This is a genomic window from Streptomyces sp. NPDC047042, assembly GCF_040644035.1.
Lineage (GTDB): Bacteria > Actinomycetota > Actinomycetes > Streptomycetales > Streptomycetaceae > Streptomyces.
In genome coordinates this window covers 12,531-33,054 of the sequence record NZ_JBEYVP010000068.1, presented here as the reverse complement: position 1 = coordinate 33,054, position 20,524 = coordinate 12,531, and the positions used below count along the sequence as shown (strand labels likewise).

Below are 20,524 nucleotides of genomic sequence, written 5' to 3'. Positions count from 1 at the left end.
TGCGCATCTGGCCCGCGCCTCGAAGCGGCTGCGTGCCGCCGCCGACACCCGGACGACACCGCACACGGCCCCGACGCGCTCCGCACCCGCGGCCTGCGCCACCACGTCCCGTACCCGCTAATCCCTCACTCCCCGGAGCCTCCTCATTCCGCTGCACGCCTCCGCCCGCCGCACCGCCCTCTGGCTCACCGCCGTCGTGACGGCCGCGCTCACCGCGTCCGCCTGCACCTTCTCGGGCAGCACCGACACCACGGCCAAGGCCAGCCGCACTGCTTCTCCCGCTCCTTCTACGCCGACCGTTGAACCGGCCCTGACGAAACAGCAGGCGCTCGCCCAGATCGCCCACTACTCCAAGATCAACAACCAGGCGAACGCCACCCACAACCGCCGACTGCTCGACACCATCGAGGACGGCCCGCTGTACGCGATGTCGGTCGCGGACTACAAGCAGGACGAGGGCCTGCCCAAGGCCGACCGCGAAACGTACAGGCCGTGGTCCTACAACCTCGCATCCACCACCGTCTACATTCCGCGTTTCGCTGCCGGCCAACGGCGGTGGTTCGCCGCCGTCACCTACAGCGGCAAGACCGACAAGTACGCCCGTCTCCTCGTCATGGCCGAGCAGGCGACGACGAAGCGGTGGGAGATGGTTTCCTCCGTCGACCTCGACGACAAGAAGCAGCTCCCCAAGATCGCCCTCGACGCGGACGGCTACGCCACCGCCCTCGACGCCACCTCCGCCAAGAACGTCTCCGCTCCGGTCGATGTCCTGCGTACCGCTGTCGGCGACAACTTCGCCACCGGCGGCAACATGAGCGGCAAGAGGCTCTTCGCAACCACCAAGACATCGACCCGGCAGATCAAGGTGCACGACAAGACGATCCGCAAGTTCGGCCCCCGGGGCACCACCGCGTTCTCCGCCGCCAGCCCGGAGTTCACCGACAGTTACGCGCTCAAGACCGCCAACGGCAGCGCCCTCGTCGCCTTCGCGCACACGCACACTCAGCGCGACACCGTCGCCCCGGGACTGGAGATCATTCCGGACAAGGACGACCGCGCCTGGCTCGGCACCACCAACTCCCCGTACTTCACCTACACGTTCACCTGCTCCGACGTCGCCTCCGTCCCCACCACGGCGGGCAAGTCCACGCTGCTCGGCTACACCTGCCGCCGCACCGACGCCAACGGCATGGCCACCTCCTCGTGACCAGCACCATCCAGACATCCCACCGCACGAGGAACCACTGTTGTCCATAACCGAGTTCACCCACGCGCTCGCCGAACGCCTGCCCGGCTGGCAGCCCGCCGCCACCGCGGTACTCATCGCCGACGATCCGGCCAGCAACCGGATCTGGGACAGCGGCCCCCTGCCCTACAGTGCCTTCCAGACGGACGCCGTCCAGCGCAGCGTGCTGACGCACCACTTCGGCCTGCAGCTGTATGTCATGCCCCGCCCCCACCGTCCGGACGAGTACCTCGTCCTGCCGATGCTGCCGGCCAACACCAGCCACCAGCACGTCCAGGGCCTCAGGGCCCCGCGCGGCATCGCCGTCCCCGCCGACCCCGCCCGGGCCGCAGCCAGACTGCACCGCCGGCTGCTGATCGACTACCGTCTCGCCTCCGCCACCCCGATCCGGCGCAGCAGTCCCGGACATTTTCAGGTCCACATCGCTCTCGACGCGCAGCAGCGTCCGCGGATCCGCACCGGCTACATCCCCGTTTTCATCGAGCTGCTCGCGCACGGCGGTTTCCTCCTCGACCCCGCCACCGGCGAATGCCACCTGCCCGACACCCTCACCCCCGAACAAACCAGGCGTCAGCTGATCAAAAGCCTGCAGCATCTGCGGCACCGCGACTTCCACATCACCGTGCACTCCTTGGACGGACCGCGCTCCCACCCACCCCTTCCACCGGGCAACCCGCGCCAGGGACGCCGCCGATGAGCACCACCGACGATGCCAACATCCGCACCCAGCTCTCCACCTGGCAGCGCCGCATCCGGCGGACCACCACCGACCTGGTCCCACCCCCAGACCGACAGCTTGCAGACGGCCTTCGCGCCCCTGCTGCAGCAGCTCGTCTCCGTGTACAACCTGTCCTCCGGGCTCATGGACGAGCTGCTCCGGTCGGCCGACAGCCCCCTCGCCACCACCGACGAGGGACGCGCCTACCTCGTCCAGCTGGCCACCGCGCTCGAACACAGCAACCGGGCGGCTGCCCACCTGAGCACGGCCGTGACCGGCCTCGCCGATGCCCACCGGCTCACCGCCCGCCCCGGCACCGCCACACCGGTCGAGAGCCAGCTGAACATCACCCTCGGCCACGACGACGCCCTGCGCAGCCTCCAGCGAGCTCTCGTAGCCGTCACAGCCCACTCGCAGACGCTCAACCCGCCTCGGCGTCTTCCCCGATGCCGACGGTCAGCGAGCAGCACCGCCGGGCCGCCGTCACCTCCGGCGCCCACCGCGTACGCCGCCGACCCTGACGCACATGCGTTGGCCACCGCCGCCCGAACGACCTTGGAGAACCTCTGGACGCCCGTTCTTCATCGCCCGTCCCACCGACATCGGGTATGCCGGCGTCTTACGTCCGCTGGGGCGGATTCTCCAGCCTCCTCCTCCCTCTGCTCTCGGCGCCCGCTGCGCAGTGTCGCCCTCGTCGACGGCCCGACCGTCACCGCCCGCAACGGCACCGGGTGCTGGACCTACTCGGCGCCGTTCAGCGGCCCGCAGACTCTCACCCCGCTGCCGTGCGGAAACGGGCCCAAGGCGCCGGTCGTCGAGGAAGCCACCGCCACCTACACGGTTGTCAGGGGGTGGTCCCTCACCGGGAGCCGGGCGCCCGACGGTGTGCCCGTGCACCTCACGGCCGCTCCTGAGCTCGATGGAGGGTTCACCGATAGCTCTTCGTGCGGTGGGGTGTGACTCCATCTTTGAACATTCCGAGCTGAGCGCCCAGTAGAATCGTTAGCCTCATTGGCCTGAGATGGAGAGACATGAGCGACGGACTGCAATGGCTACGCACTTCCTTCCCTGAGGGATTCAGCGTGGCCTTTTGCGAGAAGGTGACTCCGGAGGACTTCATCCGGAGGATGGGAGCTGACCCCGACGGGGCCCTCATGCTGACGAGAGATCAGGCCGAGGCAATCGATCTATGCAGCAGGTACCCGGACGAAAATAGCCTGGAATTTCACGACCTGGACGCAGAAAAATTGCGTGAACTGGATTTCCTCCGCCCTAATGCGGAGGTTCTCAGGTTCGGCTCGATCGCAGGCTGGGCCTTCGCCATCCAGTCGTTCGGATCCTATGCCACGAATCGCTCAATTGGGCTAGAAGTGTCCCGATCGACTCGCTTCGTCTCATTCACCCGCACCGCGAACATGGCCAGTTGGGTGCAATATTTCGTCAACGGTGAAGTCGTTAACTCATTTGACCCCATCCATCCGGTAGCGGGAGCTGTGGGTGGGATATCGGTCGAGGGTCTCGCGGAATCTGAGGACCCTACTTCTACTGTGCTTGCACGGCTGGAGCAGGAGTTCTCGCTCGAAATTCCGCGAGCCACAGACTTCGAACCATTGGAGTCCGTTGTTTTTGGATAGATGGCGCGGCTGTAGGTTCGCCGCAGAATTGTCGGCGAACCCACAGCGTTGGGCCTATGTTCTACTCTAGGGGCGCCACGTCGGAGCTTTGACCCAGAAAGGATCGTTGTTGATGATTCGATTCTTCACGTAGAAGCGACCGAGGTCACCTCCGATCCCCTCGTTGTCCGCCTTGAGCATACTGGCCCTGGCGCAATTAGCAGTACCGTGTGGCACGGTGGCCTGCATTATGTAATTTTGGCGAGGTTCCTGGTCTTTGAGTCCCGGCCATGCAGTGAACTGCTTACATTGACTTCCTGAAGTTATACCCAATTGCGCTCCACTTTCCTTGGTTCGGGCGAATGGATATTCGTCGCACTGGATCTCGTACTTCTTATTGAACTTGTCCTCAGGCTTGAAGGTGCTATCACATACTTTGTTGCGATTTTTCGTGGCAACTGTGTCGTCTGCCTCACGGTGCAGCGGCTGACCGTCACCTTCGAGGCCGGGGTAACTTTTGATGTACAGCTGGGCCTGATTGATGTAGTCGCTGCCTGCCGGATATTTGGCGTAGTCTATAACGAATGTCGGAATGAACGCAGGGATAATGCAGCCGGCGTACTTACTGATTTCGTTGTCGCAGCGCACCTGCCAGCCGTTGGATTCGTTAACTCCCCAGGAGTGGCTGCTTTTTGCTGCGCCCTGGGACACCGTGAGGGTGTACCCCAGAAGCAACGTGTCGTGGAGCGTCGTGTTCTTCCATGAGCGGAGCCAGGTTCCGTCTATCTCGGAGAGCAGCGTGACGGGTGTCGGGCCAGTCCAGGGGTCGGGTCCCTGTTCGCATGCTGATGTGGGAGCGCAGTCGGCGTCGACGGTCACGTTGAAGCCCGCGACAAGGGCGCCCGAGACAGCTTGCACCTGCAGGTAGAAGTACTCGTCGAAGTACACATTCATGGGCGCGTCGGCTACGTCTCGCGTGTTCACCTCTTGCTTGACTGTCAGATACGCGTCCCCGAGGGGCGCCCCGGTCTGGGTGTTTATGAGAATGGCATGGATCAGCTGCTGTTCACAGATGGAGGAGCGGGTGACGTAGACCTCACCCAACTCCTTATCGTCACACCACACGATCCCTGGTCCGGCAGCAGAAGAGCGTACAGATTTCAGCTGCTTCGGCACCTCAGAGGCGCTTAAAGTCTCGATGCATAACGCCTGTTTCTTGCCGTCAGCGGCAGCCTGTTGCTGAACCACGTCGCAAGTCTCCGGTGTTTTTGCATCCGCGCGTTTAGGAGCGAGGCGTGGCTTGTTGGCGGCTGCTTCTCTCTCCTGGTACGAGACGGTCGGCGGTGCACTGGCCGACGGTGCTTCATCGGCTGTAGCTGAGGCTGCGGTCATGCCTCCCGTGACCATGGCCAGGGCCGCAATTGCGGCAAACGCCCGCCTGAGTCGCATTGTCTATTTTCCCCTCTGGTGTGTCCGTCGGTCGCCTAAGTCCTGTCACGTGCCCAGTAACCAGGCGCTTACGGGTAGTAGGCGGGGGGATCCGATCACGAGACAGAGGGCGGATCAACAACACCTCAGAGATGATGATCGAAAAATGGCCATGCTTAAAAGCTAGTTATTTCCGTAAACGTCACCGTTATTAGCGCTTGAGATGACTCTCCAGGACTTGTACGACGTCCTGGAGACACGTGCCCGGCCGATGGGTGGAACGGCGGGCGCAGCCTGCGAGCCGTACTCGTCACCCGAGAGAGCCGGCATGCGGCCGGCGCCGTGTGATGTCCTCCTCGATCACCCAGGCCGCCCTTGATGTCTTGGCCCGGCGTCTGGACGAGCTGGCCGCCGGCTTCCCCACCGGCCCCGCAGCCATCGACCTGGTCGCGCTCACGGACGACATCGGCATGCTGACCCACCATCTGCAGCAGGCCGCCGAACGGGCCCAGGAACGGTTTACCGCACCACAGTTCACCTGCCCGAACGTGTCGCGCTCGTCCGGCTCGCCGAGGCCGCCGCCGGCACCGCGGGCGCCCTGGACCTGCTCACCGAGGCCCTGACCTACGCCACCACCGCCTTCCAACGGGAGGCCCTGTCCGGCCTCGTGCTCTCCCCGCTGCGCGACGACCCCCAGACCTTGCGGATCGTGGCGGCCGAGAACTACGACGCGGCCCGTACCCGGCTGTTCACCACCGCAGCCACCCTGCGCACCACATCCACACCGGCCGGCCCTGACTCGCCGCCGCCGGTCCGGCTACGAACCCGGCTGGCCGCCGTTACGCAGCCGCGGCTGCGGGCGCGCCACTGAGTCCCCTCGAAAGTTCCAACGATGCCCCCGACCGCCCTGCCGAGATCACGCTCGCCTACAGCCGCGCCGCCAACCTGATCGCCATCGCCCACGGGACGCAGTACCGATGGGCGCACACCGCCCTCGAACAGGCCGGATTCACCAAACAGGCCAACGGCAGCTACAGCACGCCCGGCCCGGACGTACGGGCAGCCGCGGCGAAGTTGCTGTTTCTCGCCCGCCGCCACCGCACCACCGTGACCGTCAGCGTTCGTCCGTTCCTCGGCGACATCGCCGACCGGATCGCCGAACTGCTGCCCGGGGAGTGGACCGCCCAGGTCGAGATCTACTCCCATCCCGTCTGGCAGGGGGACCTGCTGCCCTGGCTATGGGACAGCGGTGAACTCGTCCGCGCGGTGGAGGACCAGCGCGTGCCCTACGCGGCCAGGCTGACCAGTACCACCGGCGTCGAGCTGCTGCTCGCCGAACGCGGCCCAGATCCCCAACTCGGGTACCTGGTCGGGGCGCTGGCTCCCCACCAGGAGTTCGACAACAGCTACGACAATCCGCACACGCCCGCCGGCATCGTTCTTCCCTCAAGGCCGCGCCCGGCCGCGCGAGTCATCACCGGCACGTTCCTGCCCGCCTACCACCGGGCCCTGCACCAACGCCGTACGGACGCCGTCCTCGCGGCGCTCGACGCGATCGGCGCCGAGTACGACGCCCAGCGGGCGATGCACGCCTCCGGCCGGTTCAGCGACGGCATCCCCCTGAGCTCACCCGAGGTACTGCAGGAGGCGGAGAGGGTGCTCGCCGACCGCGTCTGGCTGGAGTTCCTGCCCGTTCTCACCCACGCGCCCGGCGTGCTGGACAACTGCGGCACCGCGGTCGCCCACCACCCCGCCGATGCCGGCGTCGTGCGCCGTCTGACCGACGCCCTCGCCTTCTGCGCGCCCGCCATGAGGGTGTGGCAGGACCGCCTCAGAGACCTGGGGCTGCTGCCGCACAGGGCCCTGGAGCCGCCCGGGCAGATGGGTACCCGGCTCGGACGACAGGTGATGCCGGCCCTCGGTATCTGGCTCGCCGAAACCGACGCCTTCGCGCGCATCGCCCACGCCGCCCTCGCCTCTCCCACCCCAGCGGCTGCCGTGGCGCCCGCTCCAGCAGCCCGGCCTGTCCTGCCGCCTCCCTCTCCGTCCGCGCATCGCTGACCAGAAGAAAGGCCCCCTTCCTGTCCGACCATTTCTGCTTCGCCGCCCATCCCGAACACGGCTACGTCGCCGCAGTCAGCCCGCAGATTCCCGCCCACCAGGCCGACTGGTTCCTCACCCGCGAGCAGTTCGAACCGATCCCCGGCGCCTCGGGCCTGTACCGGCTCCCCGCGCCAGAACGCGACGGACAGCGCCGTACCCGCCAAGCCGTCCACGATCTGCGCGCGCTCGGCTACCGCGTACGCGCCGGCGCCGCCCTTGATCCCCCGGCTCCACCCCGCCCACTCCGGGACCACGGGATGCACGAACGGCGCAGTCGTCTCGCCCGGGCAGCCGCCCGCCCCTCCCCCCAGAGCGGCCCGGCTCCGGCCGCCTCTGCGCCGCCTGTACGGCCGAACCCGCCCGCGCACGCGCCGGCCGTTCACCTGCCCAGCGTCGGGCGGTCACGATGACATCCGACACCCGGCCGATCCGTATCCTGCGCGGGCACGGCGGCGAGGTCGAAGTCACCGGTTCTGTCGACGCGTTCGCCGGCGACGTGCTGCGCAGGGCCGGCTTCCTCTTCGAACCCACTCTGCGCAGTGTCTGGATCCGTCTCCCGTTCGACCTGGGCAGCGCCTGGGAGAACGAACACGCCACCTGGGCAGCCGAGATGCTCACCGCCGCCCGCTATCGAGTCGACCTCGGCCCTGACCTGCGCGCAGGCGCCCCGAAAGCGGCCACTCCCGCCGGTCCGCCGCGCCCGCCGGCCATGACAGCTGCCGCCCCGCCCGGCCGTCCATCGCGCCGCCAGCCATGACTCCCAGGAGTATCCCCATCCCCGACGCCCCCCCCGTACCGAACACGGCGGACCTCGTCTCCCGGGCACGCGGATTCCGCTGCGCATGGCCGTCATCGACCGCGAAATCCAGACCGCACTCGACACCACCCGGGACCGGTACGGCCGCACCGTCCACCACCACGCTGCGGCAACGGCCCGCGCCCGCCGCAACGAGGCAGCCATGAGCGAATATGCCGCCCATCTCGCCCCGCACGGCGGCCACTTGCTGGACTCGGCCCGACGCGCCCTGGACACACTGCCCCCGGCCCGGCATATCACCGCCTGGCGCGAACTGCTCGGCGCCCTCGACGCCTCGCACGCCGAGATCGTCCGTGCTCTGGAGCGTCCCGCCGAGCCCGGTTCGGCCGCCGAGCGAGAGCAGCACTCCGCCCTGTGGCCACAGCTCGCCTTCTGGGGGGAGCACGGGCTCCCTCGCTGCGGATCTCGCCGACCAGCACCACCAGCCCGACGCCCAACTGACCGCCAGGGAGCGCGAGATATGGACCGAAAGGGCTCAAGCTGCGCGACGGCGGGACGAGTTTGATCTGATCGAGTCCTGGTACACGGCTCGGCGCCCGGCTCAGCGCGCTCCGCAGGCAGCTCGCCTTCCTCGTTGCCGAGGTCCACGAGGCGGCCGAGGACCTCGGTGCCACCGTCGCCGTCCTGCCACCGCACCGCACCCCAAGCCGCCGCGGATCCGGTCGCGTCCCTCCCTGGACACCACACCCCCCGCACCGCCGCCCCGCACCACTTCCCCCGTCCGACGCCTGTGACCCCCGCCGCAGGCATGCCGGTGTCCGAGAGCACCGCCCCAACTGCCCTTCTCATCAGCACTTTTAAGGAGTTCGATCGATGACTGTCCGTTTGAATTGGCCTGTCGAGCACGCCTGCGGCCACACGGTCGTTCATGATCTGTCCGACCGGGCCGCCGACCGGCGGGCCGGGTTCGCACGCTGGCTCGCCGAGCGCGACTGCTCGGACTGCTGGAAGGCCGCCCGCGACACCGACTCCGAGTCCAAGGAGCAGTGGCTCGCCGCCAAGCGTGCCGAGGAGCAGCAGGCCGCCGCACAGTGGGCCGATCGGTTCGACATGCCGCCGCTGGAAGGACCCGTGCGGGCCCTGGACTGGGGCGAGCGCTCCCGTCACCAGCTGATGACCGCCGCGCACACCGCACTGGTCATCGAAGGCACTTGGGACGAGGCCGACTGGGCTGCGCTGGAGGAGAAGGCCCGCACGGTCACCCGCGCGGGATGGTGGATCGACCAGCGCGACACCGACCGGGCCGACCTGGTCGAACTCCTCGACGCCGCCACCGAGCAGGATCTCGGGACCGAAAACCCGTTCCGATGACCGTCCTCGGGACCGAGGACGAATCCCATGCCGACGGAGAAATGAATGACCGTCACCCCAATGGGTGAGCGGCACATCGTCCCAGGCCAGCGGCACTTCGAGACTGCCTCCGCGTCCGGTTCCCGTGTGATCAGGGACTGGACCAGGAGAAACGCATGTCCAGCACTCACTCGCCCGAGGAGCCACCCGCACTCCAGTGCCGCAGCCACCGCATCCACATGGGAACAGTTTCTTTTCTTGGCACGCCACCCAAATGGGCGACCCGGGAGAGAGTTCACCACAAACCCGCTTCACACAAAAAAGAGGGGACCCAAAACATAATTAGCGAACAATTCTCAGGTCAGGAACCTTTTCACCGACTGCGAAAAGAAAGAGCGAAACCGTAAACTACTTTACGGACCCGGGTGAAATAGTTTTGAGTGGTAGAGTCTTAAGAGTCGTCCGCAACGACGACGGGGCCTGCCTCACCTCCAAGTAAGCACAGGCCCCGCCGGGGCTAGACGTGGATGGCACGCAGGGGTTCGCCGCTCGCGACGGACCCCTGCACACACACCCTGGTCAAGCCAGCCATGACTTGGTCAACTGCACGATGCGCGCAACGACAAGCCCCAGCTGCAGCACGAGGACCAGCTTCTTGAGCCTCTGCCACCAGCCCGCCTTGCGGCGATGCCGATGGCTCGGCCGTGATGGCTCCTCGGTCGGCTTTCGACCATGGTGTTTCACGCCTTTCACCCCCCTCCTTGACTAGTGCCGGAAAAGGGTGTTCAGCAACGCGACTCTATCACTTCACGAACGGCTTGCTCTTGGACCCTGACGTCGACTCAGGTGGAATGCCGCGTATAACTTGACCGAGCCGTCCCGCACGGCGGGATATGCGACGAGCCAACACGTAAAGCAATACCAGCTTTAAACCCGAATTCGCAGGTCACCCCAGCTTCGGGCGTCTTCTCGTGAAAGTTTTCCGTCCCTCGCCCCTGCAGCGGCAACCCCCTCACCCGGGACTTGCATTGTGACGTGAGTCACTCCCCGTGTCGGAGGTGCAGAGATCAGTGCCTCTTCGCACAGGTCGACACGGCTCTTCGTCCTGGGTCTTTGACCGATCCCCGATCCTCTTGACTGCGGCCATCGCAAGACGTGTTTCCCTGCCCACGCAACCCTCCGCCAGTGCACAGCGCCCTGGTCTGTAACAGGCTCCGCGCTTCGACATCTTGATGCTGCGAGACGTGGTGGAGCCGCGCTGAAACGGCGGGGGCGCTCTCAACGGGCTGACGACCGCCACGCGACGTTCCCGCAGCACACTTATCGCCGAAGGCACCAGCAGCGAGGCGGACTGAGCGGGACGGGAGCAGGAGGCCTGTCCCGCCTCGGATGGGCCGCGCCTCGGCCAGAGCGAACCGACTCGCCCGGTCACGATTCCCGGCGCTGCCACCGAGCAGGACCGCAGTACGCAGATTCTGTTCCGCTCGGCGGCCGGGAACATAGCCGACGATCGCCGGTTAGCCAAACGGGCGATCCTGCGGACCATTGATCTTCCCGCCGCCACCTAGCACCGTGTGGAAGGTCCTGCATGTTCCCGTCTTCCTCAACCCCTCCGCCGACGCCGGCCTTCGCGCCGACGCCCGACCCGTTCACCCCCGCCCGGGACATCACCCACGCCCACTTCCATACCGGTGACCAGGTCGTCGTCGTCAAAGGCGTGGCAAGCGGGGAACTGTGGGGGGATTCGATGCGGGTCGTCGCCCCGTCCTGGCACACCCCGACCGACGAGGACGGATGGCGGCTGCGCGACGCCACCGGGGGCGCCCAGACCTACATCACGGCCCACCCCCGCTACCTCGTGCACCTCTCGCGCCGCTGCCCGGACTGCCTGATCCACCTGCGTGCAATGGAGGACCACCTCCTGCCCAAGCACTCCGGACACGATGCCCTCATCGACTGCGGCTGGTACACCACCACCGCCCTCGGCCAGCTCGTCCACGTCGCCGATGTGAGGGGCGGCCGGTGAGCCCGACCACGTCCTGACCGTCCACCGTGATCCGCACTCCGAGGAGGTCCTGGCCCGCGGCGGCGACGGTGAGGCCCACACCGTCCTGGAGCGCGCGGGCTTCGTACCCGTCGTCCGCCTCCACGAGACCTACCACCGCGCCCCCACCGGCCTGGACACAAGCGCCGAGGGCCAGCTCGCCACCGAGGCCGTCGCCCGGCTCAAGTCCGTCGGCTACCACGTCGACTGCGCCGAGGACTTCGAGACCGAGCACCGCCCGGCCCTCTACCTGCCGCTGGGGTCCTCGGTCGCCCACCTCTCCGAGCGCCTCCGCCAGGCGACCACCCTCAGGACGCGGCCGACGCGCTCACCGAGCTGACCGCCCCGTACGACGGGATCCTCGCCGCGATCGGGCAAGTCCTGTACGCCGCAGCCGACTTCCACGACGGACTCGATACCGCAGCCGACCCGTACGCCGCCGCCCGGCTGCGCGACCTCGCCGACGAGCATCTGCGCGTCATCCGCAGCGACCTCATCCGTACCCGCAACCACCTCACCGACCGGCACGCCCCGCACCCCGACCGCAGCACCTGCACCGCAGAAGTGCCCGCCAACGAACGCGAACGCTCCGGCGTGTGCGCATGCCCGCCCCCGCCGCGTGCCGTCCCGGCGCCGCCACCGCCTGCCGTGGCCGCCGGACTCCGCCACTGACCGCGCTTCCCGCCAAGGACACCATGCACCCCCACGAAGACCCTGAACGCCTCGCCTCGTACGCCGACGTCCTCGCCGGCGAGCTCCCCGGCGACTGGACCACCACCGACCACCCGTCCGACGACAAGGACGACCTCGCCGAACTGACGGACCGGATCTGGGACCTGGACCTCGTCGCCGCCGCTCTGGCCGAGCAGCCTCTGCGGCAGGCGGCCGTCCTGTCCCGCCCGGACGGCGCCCAGCTTGTCGTCCTGGACCGGCCGGGCGAACGCGAGGGCTTCCTCATCGCCGCCGTCGCCCCGCGTGATCTGCCCGACGAGGCGTACCGCGGCGTGCGCGAACCCCACGGTATCGCCTTGTCGGACGAACCGTTCCTGGGGGCCGAGCAGGTCGCCGGTGACTTGCTCGCCCGCTACGAGAGCGCGCTCGAGCAGGTCCGCCGCAACGCCGCAGCCAGTATCGAGCTGTCTGGGCCCCATCGGGTCGTGCTGACCTGGCAGGCCGACGGCAGCCTGGCCGCCGCCCCCGTCGGCACGATGGCCCGGGACGTGCTGGCCGCCCACGGCTTCGTGGCGGACGCGCAGACCGGTATCTACCGTCTCAGCGGCGACGACACCACCGTGCAGGCCCGCTCTGTCCGCGCGATCGGCCTGCGGCTGAATGCCCACGGCATCGCCCTCGCCCTCCAGCACCCCTCGGGCCGGATCGCTCCCACCGCCACCGCGCCGCCAGCCCCGGCCACACCCCGGGCTTTGGCGACCAGGACTCGATGAGACAGAGCGAGCCCGACTTCGCGGTGCTGGAATACATCACCATCACCAAGGACTCCCGCACCGGGCTGGTCATCGCCCTCGGCGGCACCCAGGAAGCGGCCGGCATCCTCCAGCGAAACGGCTTCCTCCACGCCCCCGGTCCGCGGGGCGAGTACCACCGTCTCCCCACGGCCTCCCGATCGGAGACGAGCGCCGCAAGGCCACGGCCGCCTCGCACACCCTGCTCACCGCCGGTTACAGCGTCCATCTCGCCCCGGCGCTGAACGCCCTCGACCCGCCGGACGACGGGCGCGAAGCCGCCCTGCGCTATCTCGCCCAGCTGTCCAAGCGGGCCCTCGACGCTCACAGCGGTGACGAGGCCGCCAGGGTCCTGACCGAGATCGCCGAACCCGATGCGGGCCTCCTGCCGCTTATCCGCGAGGCCGTCGTCGGTATCTACATCGCCTGGTCTCATCTACTGAAGGCCGCCGACGCGGACCCGGAACCGGCCATGCGACTCGGGGACAAGGCCGATGCCCTCTCCCGCGCCGCCGACAGCATCCTCCTCGCACGCAATCACGCCGCACGCACTCCCCAACGGCCGGCACCCACCACGACGCTGCCCAGCCCGGCGCAGCCTCCCTCCGCACCCCTGTCCCGCCACCTGTGAACCGGAGACGCCTTCGTGGGAAACCGTGCCGACGACGAAGGCACCGACGTCGAGATCTACCGCAAACCCTTGACCAACACCGTCCACGCCGACACCCCCACCGGCGCTCCCGAACAACTCCTCGCGCTGCTCGACCAGTTGGGCTTCGAACGCAACACCGTGCGGCCCGCCGGCGACGAGGGTCCAACGTACATCTGGCACGAGGCCCCCGGCCACCTCAGTGAGGACGCAATGAAGCGGCTGGCCACGCGTGCCGTTGCCACCCTGCTCACGGCTGGGTACACCGTCCAGGTCCCCGGCTATCTCTTCGATCACGCCGTCTACCGCCGCGCTGTGGAGGACGCCCGCGCTCAGCGTGCGGCACCGGTCATCTCTTCGCCTGCGGCGACCGGCCGACCGCGCCGCTCGCGTGGCTGAATCGTCCCTGCCCGCTGCCCGTCCGACAGGAGTCCACACCCAGGTGCCTCCGCGTCCTGCGTCCACCGTCCCCTATGTCCTGACCGCTCCCGGCCACCTCGCCGGCGGGGGTGACTGGCAGCATCTGACCGAGCTGCTGCTGCGCGGTCACGGCTGGCACAACGTGTCCACGATCGACTATCACACCGCCCTGGCCAGCCCCGACAGGCGCTTGCGTGTCGTCCACGACCGGCGTGGGGGCTGGACCTGGAGCCTACGCGCCAACAGTCCCGACGGACGGGAGTGGGAAGCCCTCCTCGGCGCGCACCTCCCCGTCGAGTACGTCACCACCATGGTCGACGCCATGCGCATACCGCCAACCGCCAGCCTCCAAAAGGCTCTTGACCCGCTGCTGGAGGCGGGCTGGCTCCCGGACGGTGCCGGCCCCGCCTCCACGGCCGTGTCACCGGACGGTCTGGTCCGCGTCGCCGGACAACCCTCTCGCCCCGGTGTGTCGGCAGCATGGCGGGCCGCGTGCACGGTGAACGGGTTTTGCTGGTGGATGGCCGCCTTCACCTCCCGCACGCCGCCCGGTGTCGTCGCCGCGTTCACCCGCAGCCTCGCCCGCGACGATCCGCTGCTGCGGATGGCCATCGGGACACCGCTGTACGGGTGCGGGCCCTACACCCGCCTGGTCCGGACATCGCACGGGTGGGACGACGAGCAAGCGCTGCTCGAGGCCCGGATCACCGACGCCCGCACCAGGCGGACCACCGGGTCGAGGACCACGGCTCCGCCGACGAAGCCAGCCTCGCCCACTGCGGCGACCCGTCACCGCTGACCCGCACGGATCTCGGCGTCACCGCCCTCGTCGATTCCCTTCCGTCCTTCTTTCGATCAGGAGCCCTCCGTACCCCGCACGCCCCCTTCTGCCGGCCCACCGCCGATCACCGCTGAGCGTCCGCCTCGACTGGCCGTCTTCTTCTTCCGCCGCTACCTGCGCGCCTTCATCCCCATCCACCCCGACCGCATCGTCCCCTTGGCCGGCGCGCACCCCGAGAACGTGCTCGCCGAGGCCCGGCGAACCGGCCACCGCCACCACCACTGAGCCCGGCCCCGCGCCCTGGAGGAGCATGACCCACCCCACCCTGAACCCGGTGCAGCTGGCCGCCGAGATCACCCGTCAGCTCGGCCGACTCACCGAACACCTCACCCAACTGCCGGCCGCCGAGGCCACGTTCGTCATCGCCTGCATCCTCGATCCGGACGACGGAGTCCTCAGCGGCATCACCGGCCTCGTGGGCGCCGGCAGCCGGTTCGCCAAAACCCAGGCCGAGCACGGACGGCTGCCCGCAGAGGTCTGGCTCGCTCTGGGCCGCGCGGCGAACGAGCTGGACGCCATCGGCTACGACCTCGACGCACACCGCGCAACCCTGCACCACATCAGCCAACAGCCCACGACGACGGCGGGGAAGCTGCCGGCCCCGGCCCCGCTGTTCGTGCGGCGCCACCGGTGACGAAGAAGCAATGGGCCGGCTGGGGCCCGGACGAACAGCCCGAACAGCACTACCTCATCACACCCCGTGCCCTCGCCGGCGGCGGCGACATCCGGCACGTCTCGGAGTACCTGCGCGCCTCCGGCTGGCGTGAAAGGTCCAAGAAGGACGGCCCCCTGGCGCTGACGAGCCCGGACCGCACGGTCCGTATCTCCTACGACCCGTACATCCAGCCGGGCGGATGGGCCATCCACGGTGCAGCGAGCGGTCACCAGGCCGCATGGTGGGCGACGCTGGGCCGTCAGACACCGGTGGAGATTGTCGCCGGGTTGACCGACGCCCTGACCGGGCCGCCTTCCGCCCACGCCCCCAACGTGTGGGCGCCGTTCACGGAACAGCACTGGCGTCTGCAGCCCGAGGGCCGGCACTACACAGCGACGAGCATCGAGGGATCGGCGTGGATGCACTTTCGCCAGGACGCGACGGGCAACGCACTGTGGTGGTCCGGCGCAGGCGACCCGCACGGCAGCGGCTGGAGCGCCCAGTTCGCCCCCACCACCCCCATGTACCTCGTGCGAGCCTTCGCCGCCGCGCTCGCCAGCCCGGAACCGGTGATGCGCCCGCGAGGTCGGGTCCCGCACCACGCCAAGATCCACACCACGTCCGTGTCCGTGCTGCCCTCCCAGCTCAGCGCCTGGCAGCAGGCTCGGATCACCGCCGCCCGCGCCGCGACCTGGGCCCGCACCTGGAACGCCGGCCGGCCTCGGACCGCAGCGCGCCCCCACGCCCCTACCGGGGGCAACCGCACCCGCCGCTGACCCCTGTCCCACTGACCGCCCAGGAATCCTGTGCCCGCACGCACCCCGAGCACCGTCCACACTGCCGCCGACGCCCTCTCCCGCCTCACCGACGGCCTGCGCGAGAACCCCGACCATCCCCTGAACGCGGGCACACCGCTGTACGCCCGGAGGTGCGGACGATGCCGGTAAACGACCAGCAACTCGCGGCCTTCGCCGACACCTATCTCGGGCGGATCCCCTTCGACACCAGTCCCCGCCATCTCGCCGGTCCCGGCGACGGACGCCATGTCACCCACGGCCTGGCCGCCGCTGGATGGCGGCTCACCTCCGACCCGCTCAGCCCCGAGATCGTCCTCACCAGCCCCGACCACCGCCACCACCTCCAGTTCGACCCGCAGTCCGCGGCTTCCGCCTGGTGGCGGCTGCGGGCCAGGCCCACCGACACCGAGCCCGGCTGGTACGCGGAGTTCGGTGAACTCGTCCCCGCCGAACTCCTCGCCGGCTTCACCGACGCCCTCATCGCCCCGCCGCCACAACAGCACGACCCGTGGCAGCCGGTGACCTCGGCGGACTGGCCCCGCGACTCGGACGGCACGGCGCGCTCGCCAGACTCCATGTGCCATATCGAACGGCGCCCGTTGAGCGAATTCAGCGACCGGCCCTCCTGGCACATCGAGACCCGCGAGCCCGGCCACGGACAGTTCACCGGCCCGCGCATCTGGCACGCCTATTTCGACGAGCGCACACCCTCTCGCCTCGTCGGATCCTTCCTCACCGCGCTGGCCGACCGTAGTCCGCTCCAGCGCGGCATGTATGAGCGCACGGCCCACTACAGCGCTGTGCAGCAGCCCAGCCCGCTCACGCCGCAGCAGGTCGTCGCCGCGCACACCAGCCGGCTCGACGCGATCCGCGCCCGGGCACGCACCACGCGCCGGCATCCACCGGCACCGACACCGGCCAAGGCCCCGGCGGTGAACCCGGCCGCCCGGCCGATGGCCCGCCACTGATCTTGAGTGGGACCCCTTCCAATCTCCTTCGACCGTCACGCCCACCGCGACGCCATGCATCACCTCGACGTCTTCATCCGTGACAGCGAGAAGATCCTCGACACATGGGATGCCTACTCCGACGAGCACCGACCTCGACAGCTGGCCCTTCGACGACGACACCTACGCACTGCGCCAGCGCCAGCGTGACGCCGACACCGCCGCGTTCGCGACCGTACGCGCCGACGCCCGCCACCTGCTGGCCACGGCCGACGCACAGTCGCCCCACCTGCCGTCCGCCTCGGTCTAGGCTCACTGGGCCTACCGGCTCGGTGTCCTGCACAGTGCTCTCGACCGGCTCGACACCCTGTACGAACAGTGGCTGCACACCCGTGACAGCCTCCCCGCCGTGGCCGGGCCCGGCTCCTCGGTCTTCGACGACGCCCTCGCCCAGCACCACGCCGAATGCTGGAGCTACCTCGACGACTGGGCCACCTACGGTCAGGTCATCCGCGACATCGCCCGCCATGCCCCCTCAGTCCTGGCCCCGACTCCGAGGGCGGCGGCGGACCGCGCGACCGAAGGGCGCAGGCCGACGCGGAGATGACGGTGACAGTGTCCAGCGCCGTCGACCTCGCGTTCAGTGCCGCCGGAGGATCCTCCACTTGTAGACCCTCCCGCCGCATCGCGCCCGGACTGCATCTCCCCTGCTGGCCTGGAAGCCCCCGATCCCGTCCCGGGCCAAGGGTGCGGTAGCCGTACCTCCTCAGCTCATGAAAGACCCTCCGTGACCAGCACGCCCTCGCATCCGAACACCCCCCACGAGCAGCGCCTTGACCACCTCGGCGAACTTCTCCTCACCAGGGAAGTCCGCCTCGCTGCCTGGGGCAATTACATCGACCTGCCCGACACCCCCAAGGATTCGCCGCAAGCCGCTCAGTCATACGGGCAGCGTCTGTCCCGCCGTGACGCCGACATGTGGAGCACGGTCGCGCCCATCCGGGCCTTCGTCCGCGAGATGATCTCCATCGCGCGAGCGCAGAAGAAACAGGTGGACGAGGCTGCCTACCGCTCCAACACCAGCCACTGGTACTCCCAGCTGAATTGGAGCGAAGAGGCCCTCGACCAGCTCGACGCCCTCGAAGAGGACTACTGCAGCCGCCTCGACAACCTTCCCTCGTCAGCGGCTGCGGGGACGCCGGAGTACGACGCCCTCATCGACGAGCGCAACGCCAAAGCCTGGTACGCGATACGGAATCTTTCGCTGTACGTGTCGGCGGTCGGGCACGTTCACGAACACTTCCAGCGCTACATGCCGCGTGCGGAAGACCGTGCCTTCCCTCCCGTCCCAGCGCCGTCCCGTGACACGACACGCAGGCCCCATCAATGAACCGGGCGCGTATCCAGCCCGACGTCGGGGCCGACGAGGTCCTCGTCAGGGCGCCCTGTCTGGCCAGGGGCAGAGATCCTCGCCCGTCGGCGAGCCGGGTCCGCGGGAGCCGCCAAGACCAGGACCTCGCCGTCCCACTCCGGCGCCCGGCATCCGCGCCGCCAACCCGCCGTACGTGCCGTTCTGGCGCGACCTCTACCTCAGAAATTCCCTTCCTCTTGCCCAATGCCTCCCCCGCTTCGTCCAACGGTGACGGCTACGACCTCGCCTTCAAGGTGCTCCTCGGCATACTCGCGATCGCCGTCCCCCTGTCCAACCTCGTCTGGCTGACCGGCAACCTCACCGCCCGGATCACCGGCTCCGGCCCCTGGGCGCCCTACCAGCCGACCACAGCCCTCCTCCACCCCGACCGCCTCTGGCCGACCGCCGGAGCAACGTCCCTGCTCATCGGCGCCCGCATCATCCCCACCACCATATTGATCGCCCTCGCCGTCACCGCCGCAGTCGTCTGGTCCCCTCGCAAGGACTCCGCAGGCGGGCGGAAGAAGAAGACCGCCGGGATGGCCAAGGCGAAGGACATCGAGCCCCTGATGGCCAAGGCGATCACGGACAAGGCCCGCTCTCTGCGCCCGAGCCTGAAAAGCACCAAGCACATCGACGCGTCGGACACGGGCATCCTCCTCGGCAACCTCCAAGGAAGTCGGCACGAGGTGAGGATGGGATACGAGGACGTCGCCGTCGCGATCATGGCCCCCCGGTCCGGGAAGACCACCAGCCTAGCGATCCCATCCATCCTCAACGCCCCCGGCCCGGTCCTCCTGACTTCGAACAAGGCAGCTGGCGACGCCTACACCACCACCCTCGACGCCCGAGCAGCAGCGGGACGTGTGTGGTCGATGGACCCTCAGCAGATCGCGCACGCCGAACGCGCGATGTGGTGGAATCCCCTGGCCGACGCCAAGACGTTGGACGGCGCGGGCAGGCTGGCCGGACACTTCCTCGCCGCCTCCGTGGACGCCTCCCAGCAGGGCGACTTCTGGTCGAAGGCCGGCAGCAACATCTTGAGCCAGCTGTTCCTGGCCGCCGCGCTCGACGAACGGCCCATCACGGACGTCATGCAATGGCTGGCGTTCCCCGCCGACCGCACCCCGCTGGACATCCTCCGCGACCACGGCTTCACCGCGGTGGCCGCCCAGCTCAAGGGCACCGTCGAAGGACCGCCCGAGACCCGTGACGGCATCTACGAGACCGCCCGCCAGTACGCCGCAGCCCTCCTAAACAGCGAGATCGCCCGCTGGGTCACCCCGCAAACCGACATCCCCGAGTTCCGGCCCCCGCAGTTCGTCGGCTCCGCCGACACCCTGTACCTGCTGTCCAAGGACGGCGGAGGCGGAGCCTCCGCGCTGATCGCCGCGTGCGCGGACTCGGTCATGCGAGCCGCGACCGCCCAGGCCGAACGCGCCGGCGGACGCCTCGACCCACCCATGCTCGCGATCCTCGACGAAGCCGCCAACGTCTGCAAAATCTCCGATCTCCCCGACCTGTACAGCCACTTGGGCTCGCGCGGGATCATCCCGATCACCATCCTGCAGTCCTACCGCCAGGGCCAGAAGGTCTGGGGCGACGCGGGCATGGACGCCATGTGGTCTGCCTCCACCGTCAAGGTGATCGGGAGCGGCATCGACGACCCGGACTTCGCCGACAAACTCTCCCGCCTCATCGGCGACCACGACGTTCAGACCACCTCGACCTCCACCTCCGACTCGGGCAAGTCGACCTCCGTGTCGATGCGCCAGGAACGCATCCTGCCTGCGGACGCGATCCGCGCCCTACCGAAGGGCACCGCCCTCCTCTTCGCCACGGGCATGCGCGCCGCCATGCTCGATCTGCGCCCCTGGTACCTGGAGCCCGGCGCCGACGAACTGTCCGCCGCATCCGCCCGAGCGTCGAAGGCCATCACCGCCCGCGCCATCGCCAAGCACGCCCCTCAGCAGGGCGACTACGGCACGGCTGCATGACCCAGCTGTGCCACGCCCCCCCCGGATCGCGCTCACCGCGCCACGCCCCCGGAGCATCATGGTTCTCACTGACCATCACGACGTC

The 20,524-nt window shown here is 68.6% G+C and carries 27 protein-coding genes; 24 read left to right on the top strand and 3 right to left on the bottom strand.

Annotation, left to right across the window (positions count from 1 at the left end):
* Window positions 1–196: 196 nt before the first annotated feature.
* The 4 genes from ABZ855_RS45865 (at window position 197) to ABZ855_RS45850 (ending at window position 3,598) form a co-directional block, all read left to right on the top strand.
* The gene (locus tag ABZ855_RS45865) at window positions 197–1,207 is read left to right on the top strand and encodes a hypothetical protein (protein WP_360819206.1); all 1,011 of its coding nucleotides are present in this window, start codon (window positions 197–199) and stop codon (window positions 1,205–1,207) included.
* Window positions 1,208–1,247: 40 nt separating this feature from the next.
* Complete coding sequence (locus ABZ855_RS45860; protein ID WP_360819203.1) at window positions 1,248–1,943, top strand: hypothetical protein; 696 nt, start codon at window positions 1,248–1,250, stop codon at window positions 1,941–1,943.
* Between the two features lie 99 nt (window positions 1,944–2,042).
* Window positions 2,043–2,924 carry a hypothetical protein gene (locus ABZ855_RS45855; RefSeq protein WP_360819201.1) on the top strand — a complete coding sequence of 294 codons (882 nt, stop codon included), beginning with the start codon at window positions 2,043–2,045 and terminating at the stop codon, window positions 2,922–2,924.
* Between the two features lie 71 nt (window positions 2,925–2,995).
* On the top strand, window positions 2,996–3,598 hold the full coding sequence (locus ABZ855_RS45850) for a DUF6461 domain-containing protein (protein WP_360819199.1): 603 nt from the start codon (window positions 2,996–2,998) through the stop codon (window positions 3,596–3,598).
* Between the two features lie 66 nt (window positions 3,599–3,664).
* Here the strand turns inward: ABZ855_RS45850 and ABZ855_RS45845 are convergent, their stop codons facing one another.
* On the bottom strand, window positions 3,665–4,969 hold the full coding sequence (locus tag ABZ855_RS45845) for a hypothetical protein (RefSeq protein ID WP_360819196.1): 1,305 nt from the start codon (window positions 4,967–4,969) through the stop codon (window positions 3,665–3,667).
* Between the two features lie 383 nt (window positions 4,970–5,352).
* Here ABZ855_RS45845 and ABZ855_RS45840 point away from each other — a divergent pair, with 383 nt between their 5' ends.
* The 6 genes from ABZ855_RS45840 to ABZ855_RS45815 all read left to right on the top strand — a co-directional run bounded on the left by ABZ855_RS45840 (window position 5,353) and on the right by ABZ855_RS45815 (window position 9,236).
* Window positions 5,353–5,628, top strand: a complete 276-nt coding sequence (locus ABZ855_RS45840; RefSeq protein WP_360819193.1) for a hypothetical protein — start codon at window positions 5,353–5,355, stop codon at window positions 5,626–5,628.
* 44 nt (window positions 5,629–5,672) lie between these two features.
* A complete protein-coding gene (locus tag ABZ855_RS45835) occupies window positions 5,673–5,876 on the top strand; it encodes a hypothetical protein (RefSeq protein ID WP_360819190.1) in 204 nt (67 codons plus the stop codon).
* Between the two features lie 236 nt (window positions 5,877–6,112).
* Window positions 6,113–7,066 carry a hypothetical protein gene (locus ABZ855_RS45830; protein WP_360819187.1) on the top strand — a complete coding sequence of 318 codons (954 nt, stop codon included), beginning with the start codon at window positions 6,113–6,115 and terminating at the stop codon, window positions 7,064–7,066.
* Window positions 7,067–7,514: 448 nt separating this feature from the next.
* On the top strand, window positions 7,515–7,865 hold the full coding sequence (locus tag ABZ855_RS45825) for a hypothetical protein (RefSeq protein ID WP_360819184.1): 351 nt from the start codon (window positions 7,515–7,517) through the stop codon (window positions 7,863–7,865).
* 85 nt (window positions 7,866–7,950) lie between these two features.
* Complete coding sequence (locus ABZ855_RS45820; RefSeq protein ID WP_360819181.1) at window positions 7,951–8,430, top strand: hypothetical protein; 480 nt, start codon at window positions 7,951–7,953, stop codon at window positions 8,428–8,430.
* 308 nt (window positions 8,431–8,738) lie between these two features.
* The gene (locus ABZ855_RS45815; protein ID WP_360819179.1) at window positions 8,739–9,236 is read left to right on the top strand and encodes a hypothetical protein; all 498 of its coding nucleotides are present in this window, start codon (window positions 8,739–8,741) and stop codon (window positions 9,234–9,236) included.
* Between the two features lie 558 nt (window positions 9,237–9,794).
* Here the strand turns inward: ABZ855_RS45815 and ABZ855_RS45810 are convergent.
* Window positions 9,795–9,968 carry a hypothetical protein gene (locus tag ABZ855_RS45810; protein ID WP_360819176.1) on the bottom strand — a complete coding sequence of 58 codons (174 nt, stop codon included), beginning with the start codon at window positions 9,966–9,968 and terminating at the stop codon, window positions 9,795–9,797.
* Between the two features lie 835 nt (window positions 9,969–10,803).
* On the opposite strand from ABZ855_RS45810, the gene ABZ855_RS45805 reads away from it, so the two are divergent.
* Window positions 10,804–11,241, top strand: coding sequence for a hypothetical protein (locus ABZ855_RS45805; RefSeq protein ID WP_360819173.1), 438 nt, complete (start codon window positions 10,804–10,806; stop codon window positions 11,239–11,241).
* Between the two features lie 264 nt (window positions 11,242–11,505).
* On the opposite strand, the gene ABZ855_RS45800 is transcribed toward ABZ855_RS45805, so the two are convergent.
* Entirely contained in the window at window positions 11,506–11,787 is a 282-nt protein-coding gene (locus tag ABZ855_RS45800) for a hypothetical protein (protein WP_360819170.1), read from the bottom strand.
* 167 nt (window positions 11,788–11,954) lie between these two features.
* Between ABZ855_RS45800 and ABZ855_RS45795 the strand changes: the two genes are divergently transcribed.
* The 13 genes from ABZ855_RS45795 (at window position 11,955) to ABZ855_RS45735 (ending at window position 20,439) form a co-directional block, all read left to right on the top strand.
* Complete coding sequence (locus tag ABZ855_RS45795; protein ID WP_360819209.1) at window positions 11,955–12,704, top strand: hypothetical protein; 750 nt, start codon at window positions 11,955–11,957, stop codon at window positions 12,702–12,704.
* The gene (locus ABZ855_RS45790; RefSeq protein WP_360819167.1) at window positions 12,701–12,967 is read left to right on the top strand and encodes a hypothetical protein; all 267 of its coding nucleotides are present in this window, start codon (window positions 12,701–12,703) and stop codon (window positions 12,965–12,967) included. Before ABZ855_RS45795 ends, ABZ855_RS45790 begins: the two co-directional genes overlap by 4 nt.
* Window positions 12,968–13,194: 227 nt before the next feature.
* On the top strand, window positions 13,195–13,353 hold the full coding sequence (locus ABZ855_RS45785) for a hypothetical protein (protein ID WP_360819164.1): 159 nt from the start codon (window positions 13,195–13,197) through the stop codon (window positions 13,351–13,353).
* Window positions 13,354–13,368: 15 nt separating this feature from the next.
* Window positions 13,369–13,770 (top strand): hypothetical protein, encoded by a 402-nt coding sequence (locus ABZ855_RS45780; RefSeq protein ID WP_360819161.1) that lies wholly within the window; start codon window positions 13,369–13,371, stop codon window positions 13,768–13,770.
* Window positions 13,771–13,813: 43 nt separating this feature from the next.
* Window positions 13,814–14,590 carry a DUF317 domain-containing protein gene (locus ABZ855_RS45775; protein ID WP_360819158.1) on the top strand — a complete coding sequence of 259 codons (777 nt, stop codon included), beginning with the start codon at window positions 13,814–13,816 and terminating at the stop codon, window positions 14,588–14,590.
* A gap of 292 nt (window positions 14,591–14,882) precedes the next feature.
* Window positions 14,883–15,266 (top strand): hypothetical protein, encoded by a 384-nt coding sequence (locus ABZ855_RS45770; protein WP_360819155.1) that lies wholly within the window; start codon window positions 14,883–14,885, stop codon window positions 15,264–15,266.
* Window positions 15,263–16,063, top strand: a complete 801-nt coding sequence (locus tag ABZ855_RS45765; RefSeq protein WP_360819152.1) for a DUF317 domain-containing protein — start codon at window positions 15,263–15,265, stop codon at window positions 16,061–16,063. Before ABZ855_RS45770 ends, ABZ855_RS45765 begins: the two co-directional genes overlap by 4 nt.
* 30 nt (window positions 16,064–16,093) lie before the next feature.
* The gene (locus ABZ855_RS45760; protein ID WP_360819149.1) at window positions 16,094–16,234 is read left to right on the top strand and encodes a hypothetical protein; all 141 of its coding nucleotides are present in this window, start codon (window positions 16,094–16,096) and stop codon (window positions 16,232–16,234) included.
* Window positions 16,225–17,052 carry a DUF317 domain-containing protein gene (locus ABZ855_RS45755; RefSeq protein ID WP_360819146.1) on the top strand — a complete coding sequence of 276 codons (828 nt, stop codon included), beginning with the start codon at window positions 16,225–16,227 and terminating at the stop codon, window positions 17,050–17,052. The genes ABZ855_RS45760 and ABZ855_RS45755 overlap by 10 nt, the downstream gene beginning before the upstream one ends.
* Before the next feature lie 109 nt (window positions 17,053–17,161).
* Complete coding sequence (locus tag ABZ855_RS45750) at window positions 17,162–17,341, top strand: hypothetical protein (RefSeq protein WP_360819143.1); 180 nt, start codon at window positions 17,162–17,164, stop codon at window positions 17,339–17,341.
* Window positions 17,342–17,440: 99 nt separating this feature from the next.
* Window positions 17,441–17,638 carry a hypothetical protein gene (locus tag ABZ855_RS45745; RefSeq protein ID WP_360819140.1) on the top strand — a complete coding sequence of 66 codons (198 nt, stop codon included), beginning with the start codon at window positions 17,441–17,443 and terminating at the stop codon, window positions 17,636–17,638.
* Window positions 17,639–17,818: 180 nt separating this feature from the next.
* Entirely contained in the window at window positions 17,819–18,421 is a 603-nt protein-coding gene (locus ABZ855_RS45740; RefSeq protein WP_360819137.1) for a hypothetical protein, read from the top strand.
* A 218-nt stretch (window positions 18,422–18,639) separates the two neighbouring features.
* Window positions 18,640–20,439 carry a TraM recognition domain-containing protein gene (locus ABZ855_RS45735; protein ID WP_360819134.1) on the top strand — a complete coding sequence of 600 codons (1,800 nt, stop codon included), beginning with the start codon at window positions 18,640–18,642 and terminating at the stop codon, window positions 20,437–20,439.
* The last annotated feature ends 85 nt before the right edge of the window (window positions 20,440–20,524 follow it).

What these genes read in the sequence shown, in the direction of transcription:
- ABZ855_RS45850 (WP_360819199.1), top strand. Translation starts at nt 2,996, where the DNA reads ATGAGCGACGGACTGCAATGGCTACGCACTTCCTTCCCTGAGGGATTC.
- ABZ855_RS45845 (WP_360819196.1), bottom strand. Translation starts at nt 4,969, where the DNA reads ATGACCGCAGCCTCAGCTACAGCCGATGAAGCACCGTCGGCCAGTGCA.
- ABZ855_RS45840 (WP_360819193.1), top strand. Translation starts at nt 5,353, where the DNA reads ATGTCCTCCTCGATCACCCAGGCCGCCCTTGATGTCTTGGCCCGGCGT.
- ABZ855_RS45825 (WP_360819184.1), top strand. Translation starts at nt 7,515, where the DNA reads ATGACATCCGACACCCGGCCGATCCGTATCCTGCGCGGGCACGGCGGC.
- ABZ855_RS45820 (WP_360819181.1), top strand. Translation starts at nt 7,951, where the DNA reads ATGGCCGTCATCGACCGCGAAATCCAGACCGCACTCGACACCACCCGG.
- ABZ855_RS45815 (WP_360819179.1), top strand. Translation starts at nt 8,739, where the DNA reads ATGACTGTCCGTTTGAATTGGCCTGTCGAGCACGCCTGCGGCCACACG.
- ABZ855_RS45805 (WP_360819173.1), top strand. Translation starts at nt 10,804, where the DNA reads ATGTTCCCGTCTTCCTCAACCCCTCCGCCGACGCCGGCCTTCGCGCCG.
- ABZ855_RS45795 (WP_360819209.1), top strand. Translation starts at nt 11,955, where the DNA reads ATGCACCCCCACGAAGACCCTGAACGCCTCGCCTCGTACGCCGACGTC.
- ABZ855_RS45790 (WP_360819167.1), top strand. Translation starts at nt 12,701, where the DNA reads ATGAGACAGAGCGAGCCCGACTTCGCGGTGCTGGAATACATCACCATC.
- ABZ855_RS45785 (WP_360819164.1), top strand. Translation starts at nt 13,195, where the DNA reads ATGCGACTCGGGGACAAGGCCGATGCCCTCTCCCGCGCCGCCGACAGC.
- ABZ855_RS45770 (WP_360819155.1), top strand. Translation starts at nt 14,883, where the DNA reads ATGACCCACCCCACCCTGAACCCGGTGCAGCTGGCCGCCGAGATCACC.
- ABZ855_RS45755 (WP_360819146.1), top strand. Translation starts at nt 16,225, where the DNA reads ATGCCGGTAAACGACCAGCAACTCGCGGCCTTCGCCGACACCTATCTC.
- ABZ855_RS45750 (WP_360819143.1), top strand. Translation starts at nt 17,162, where the DNA reads ATGCCTACTCCGACGAGCACCGACCTCGACAGCTGGCCCTTCGACGAC.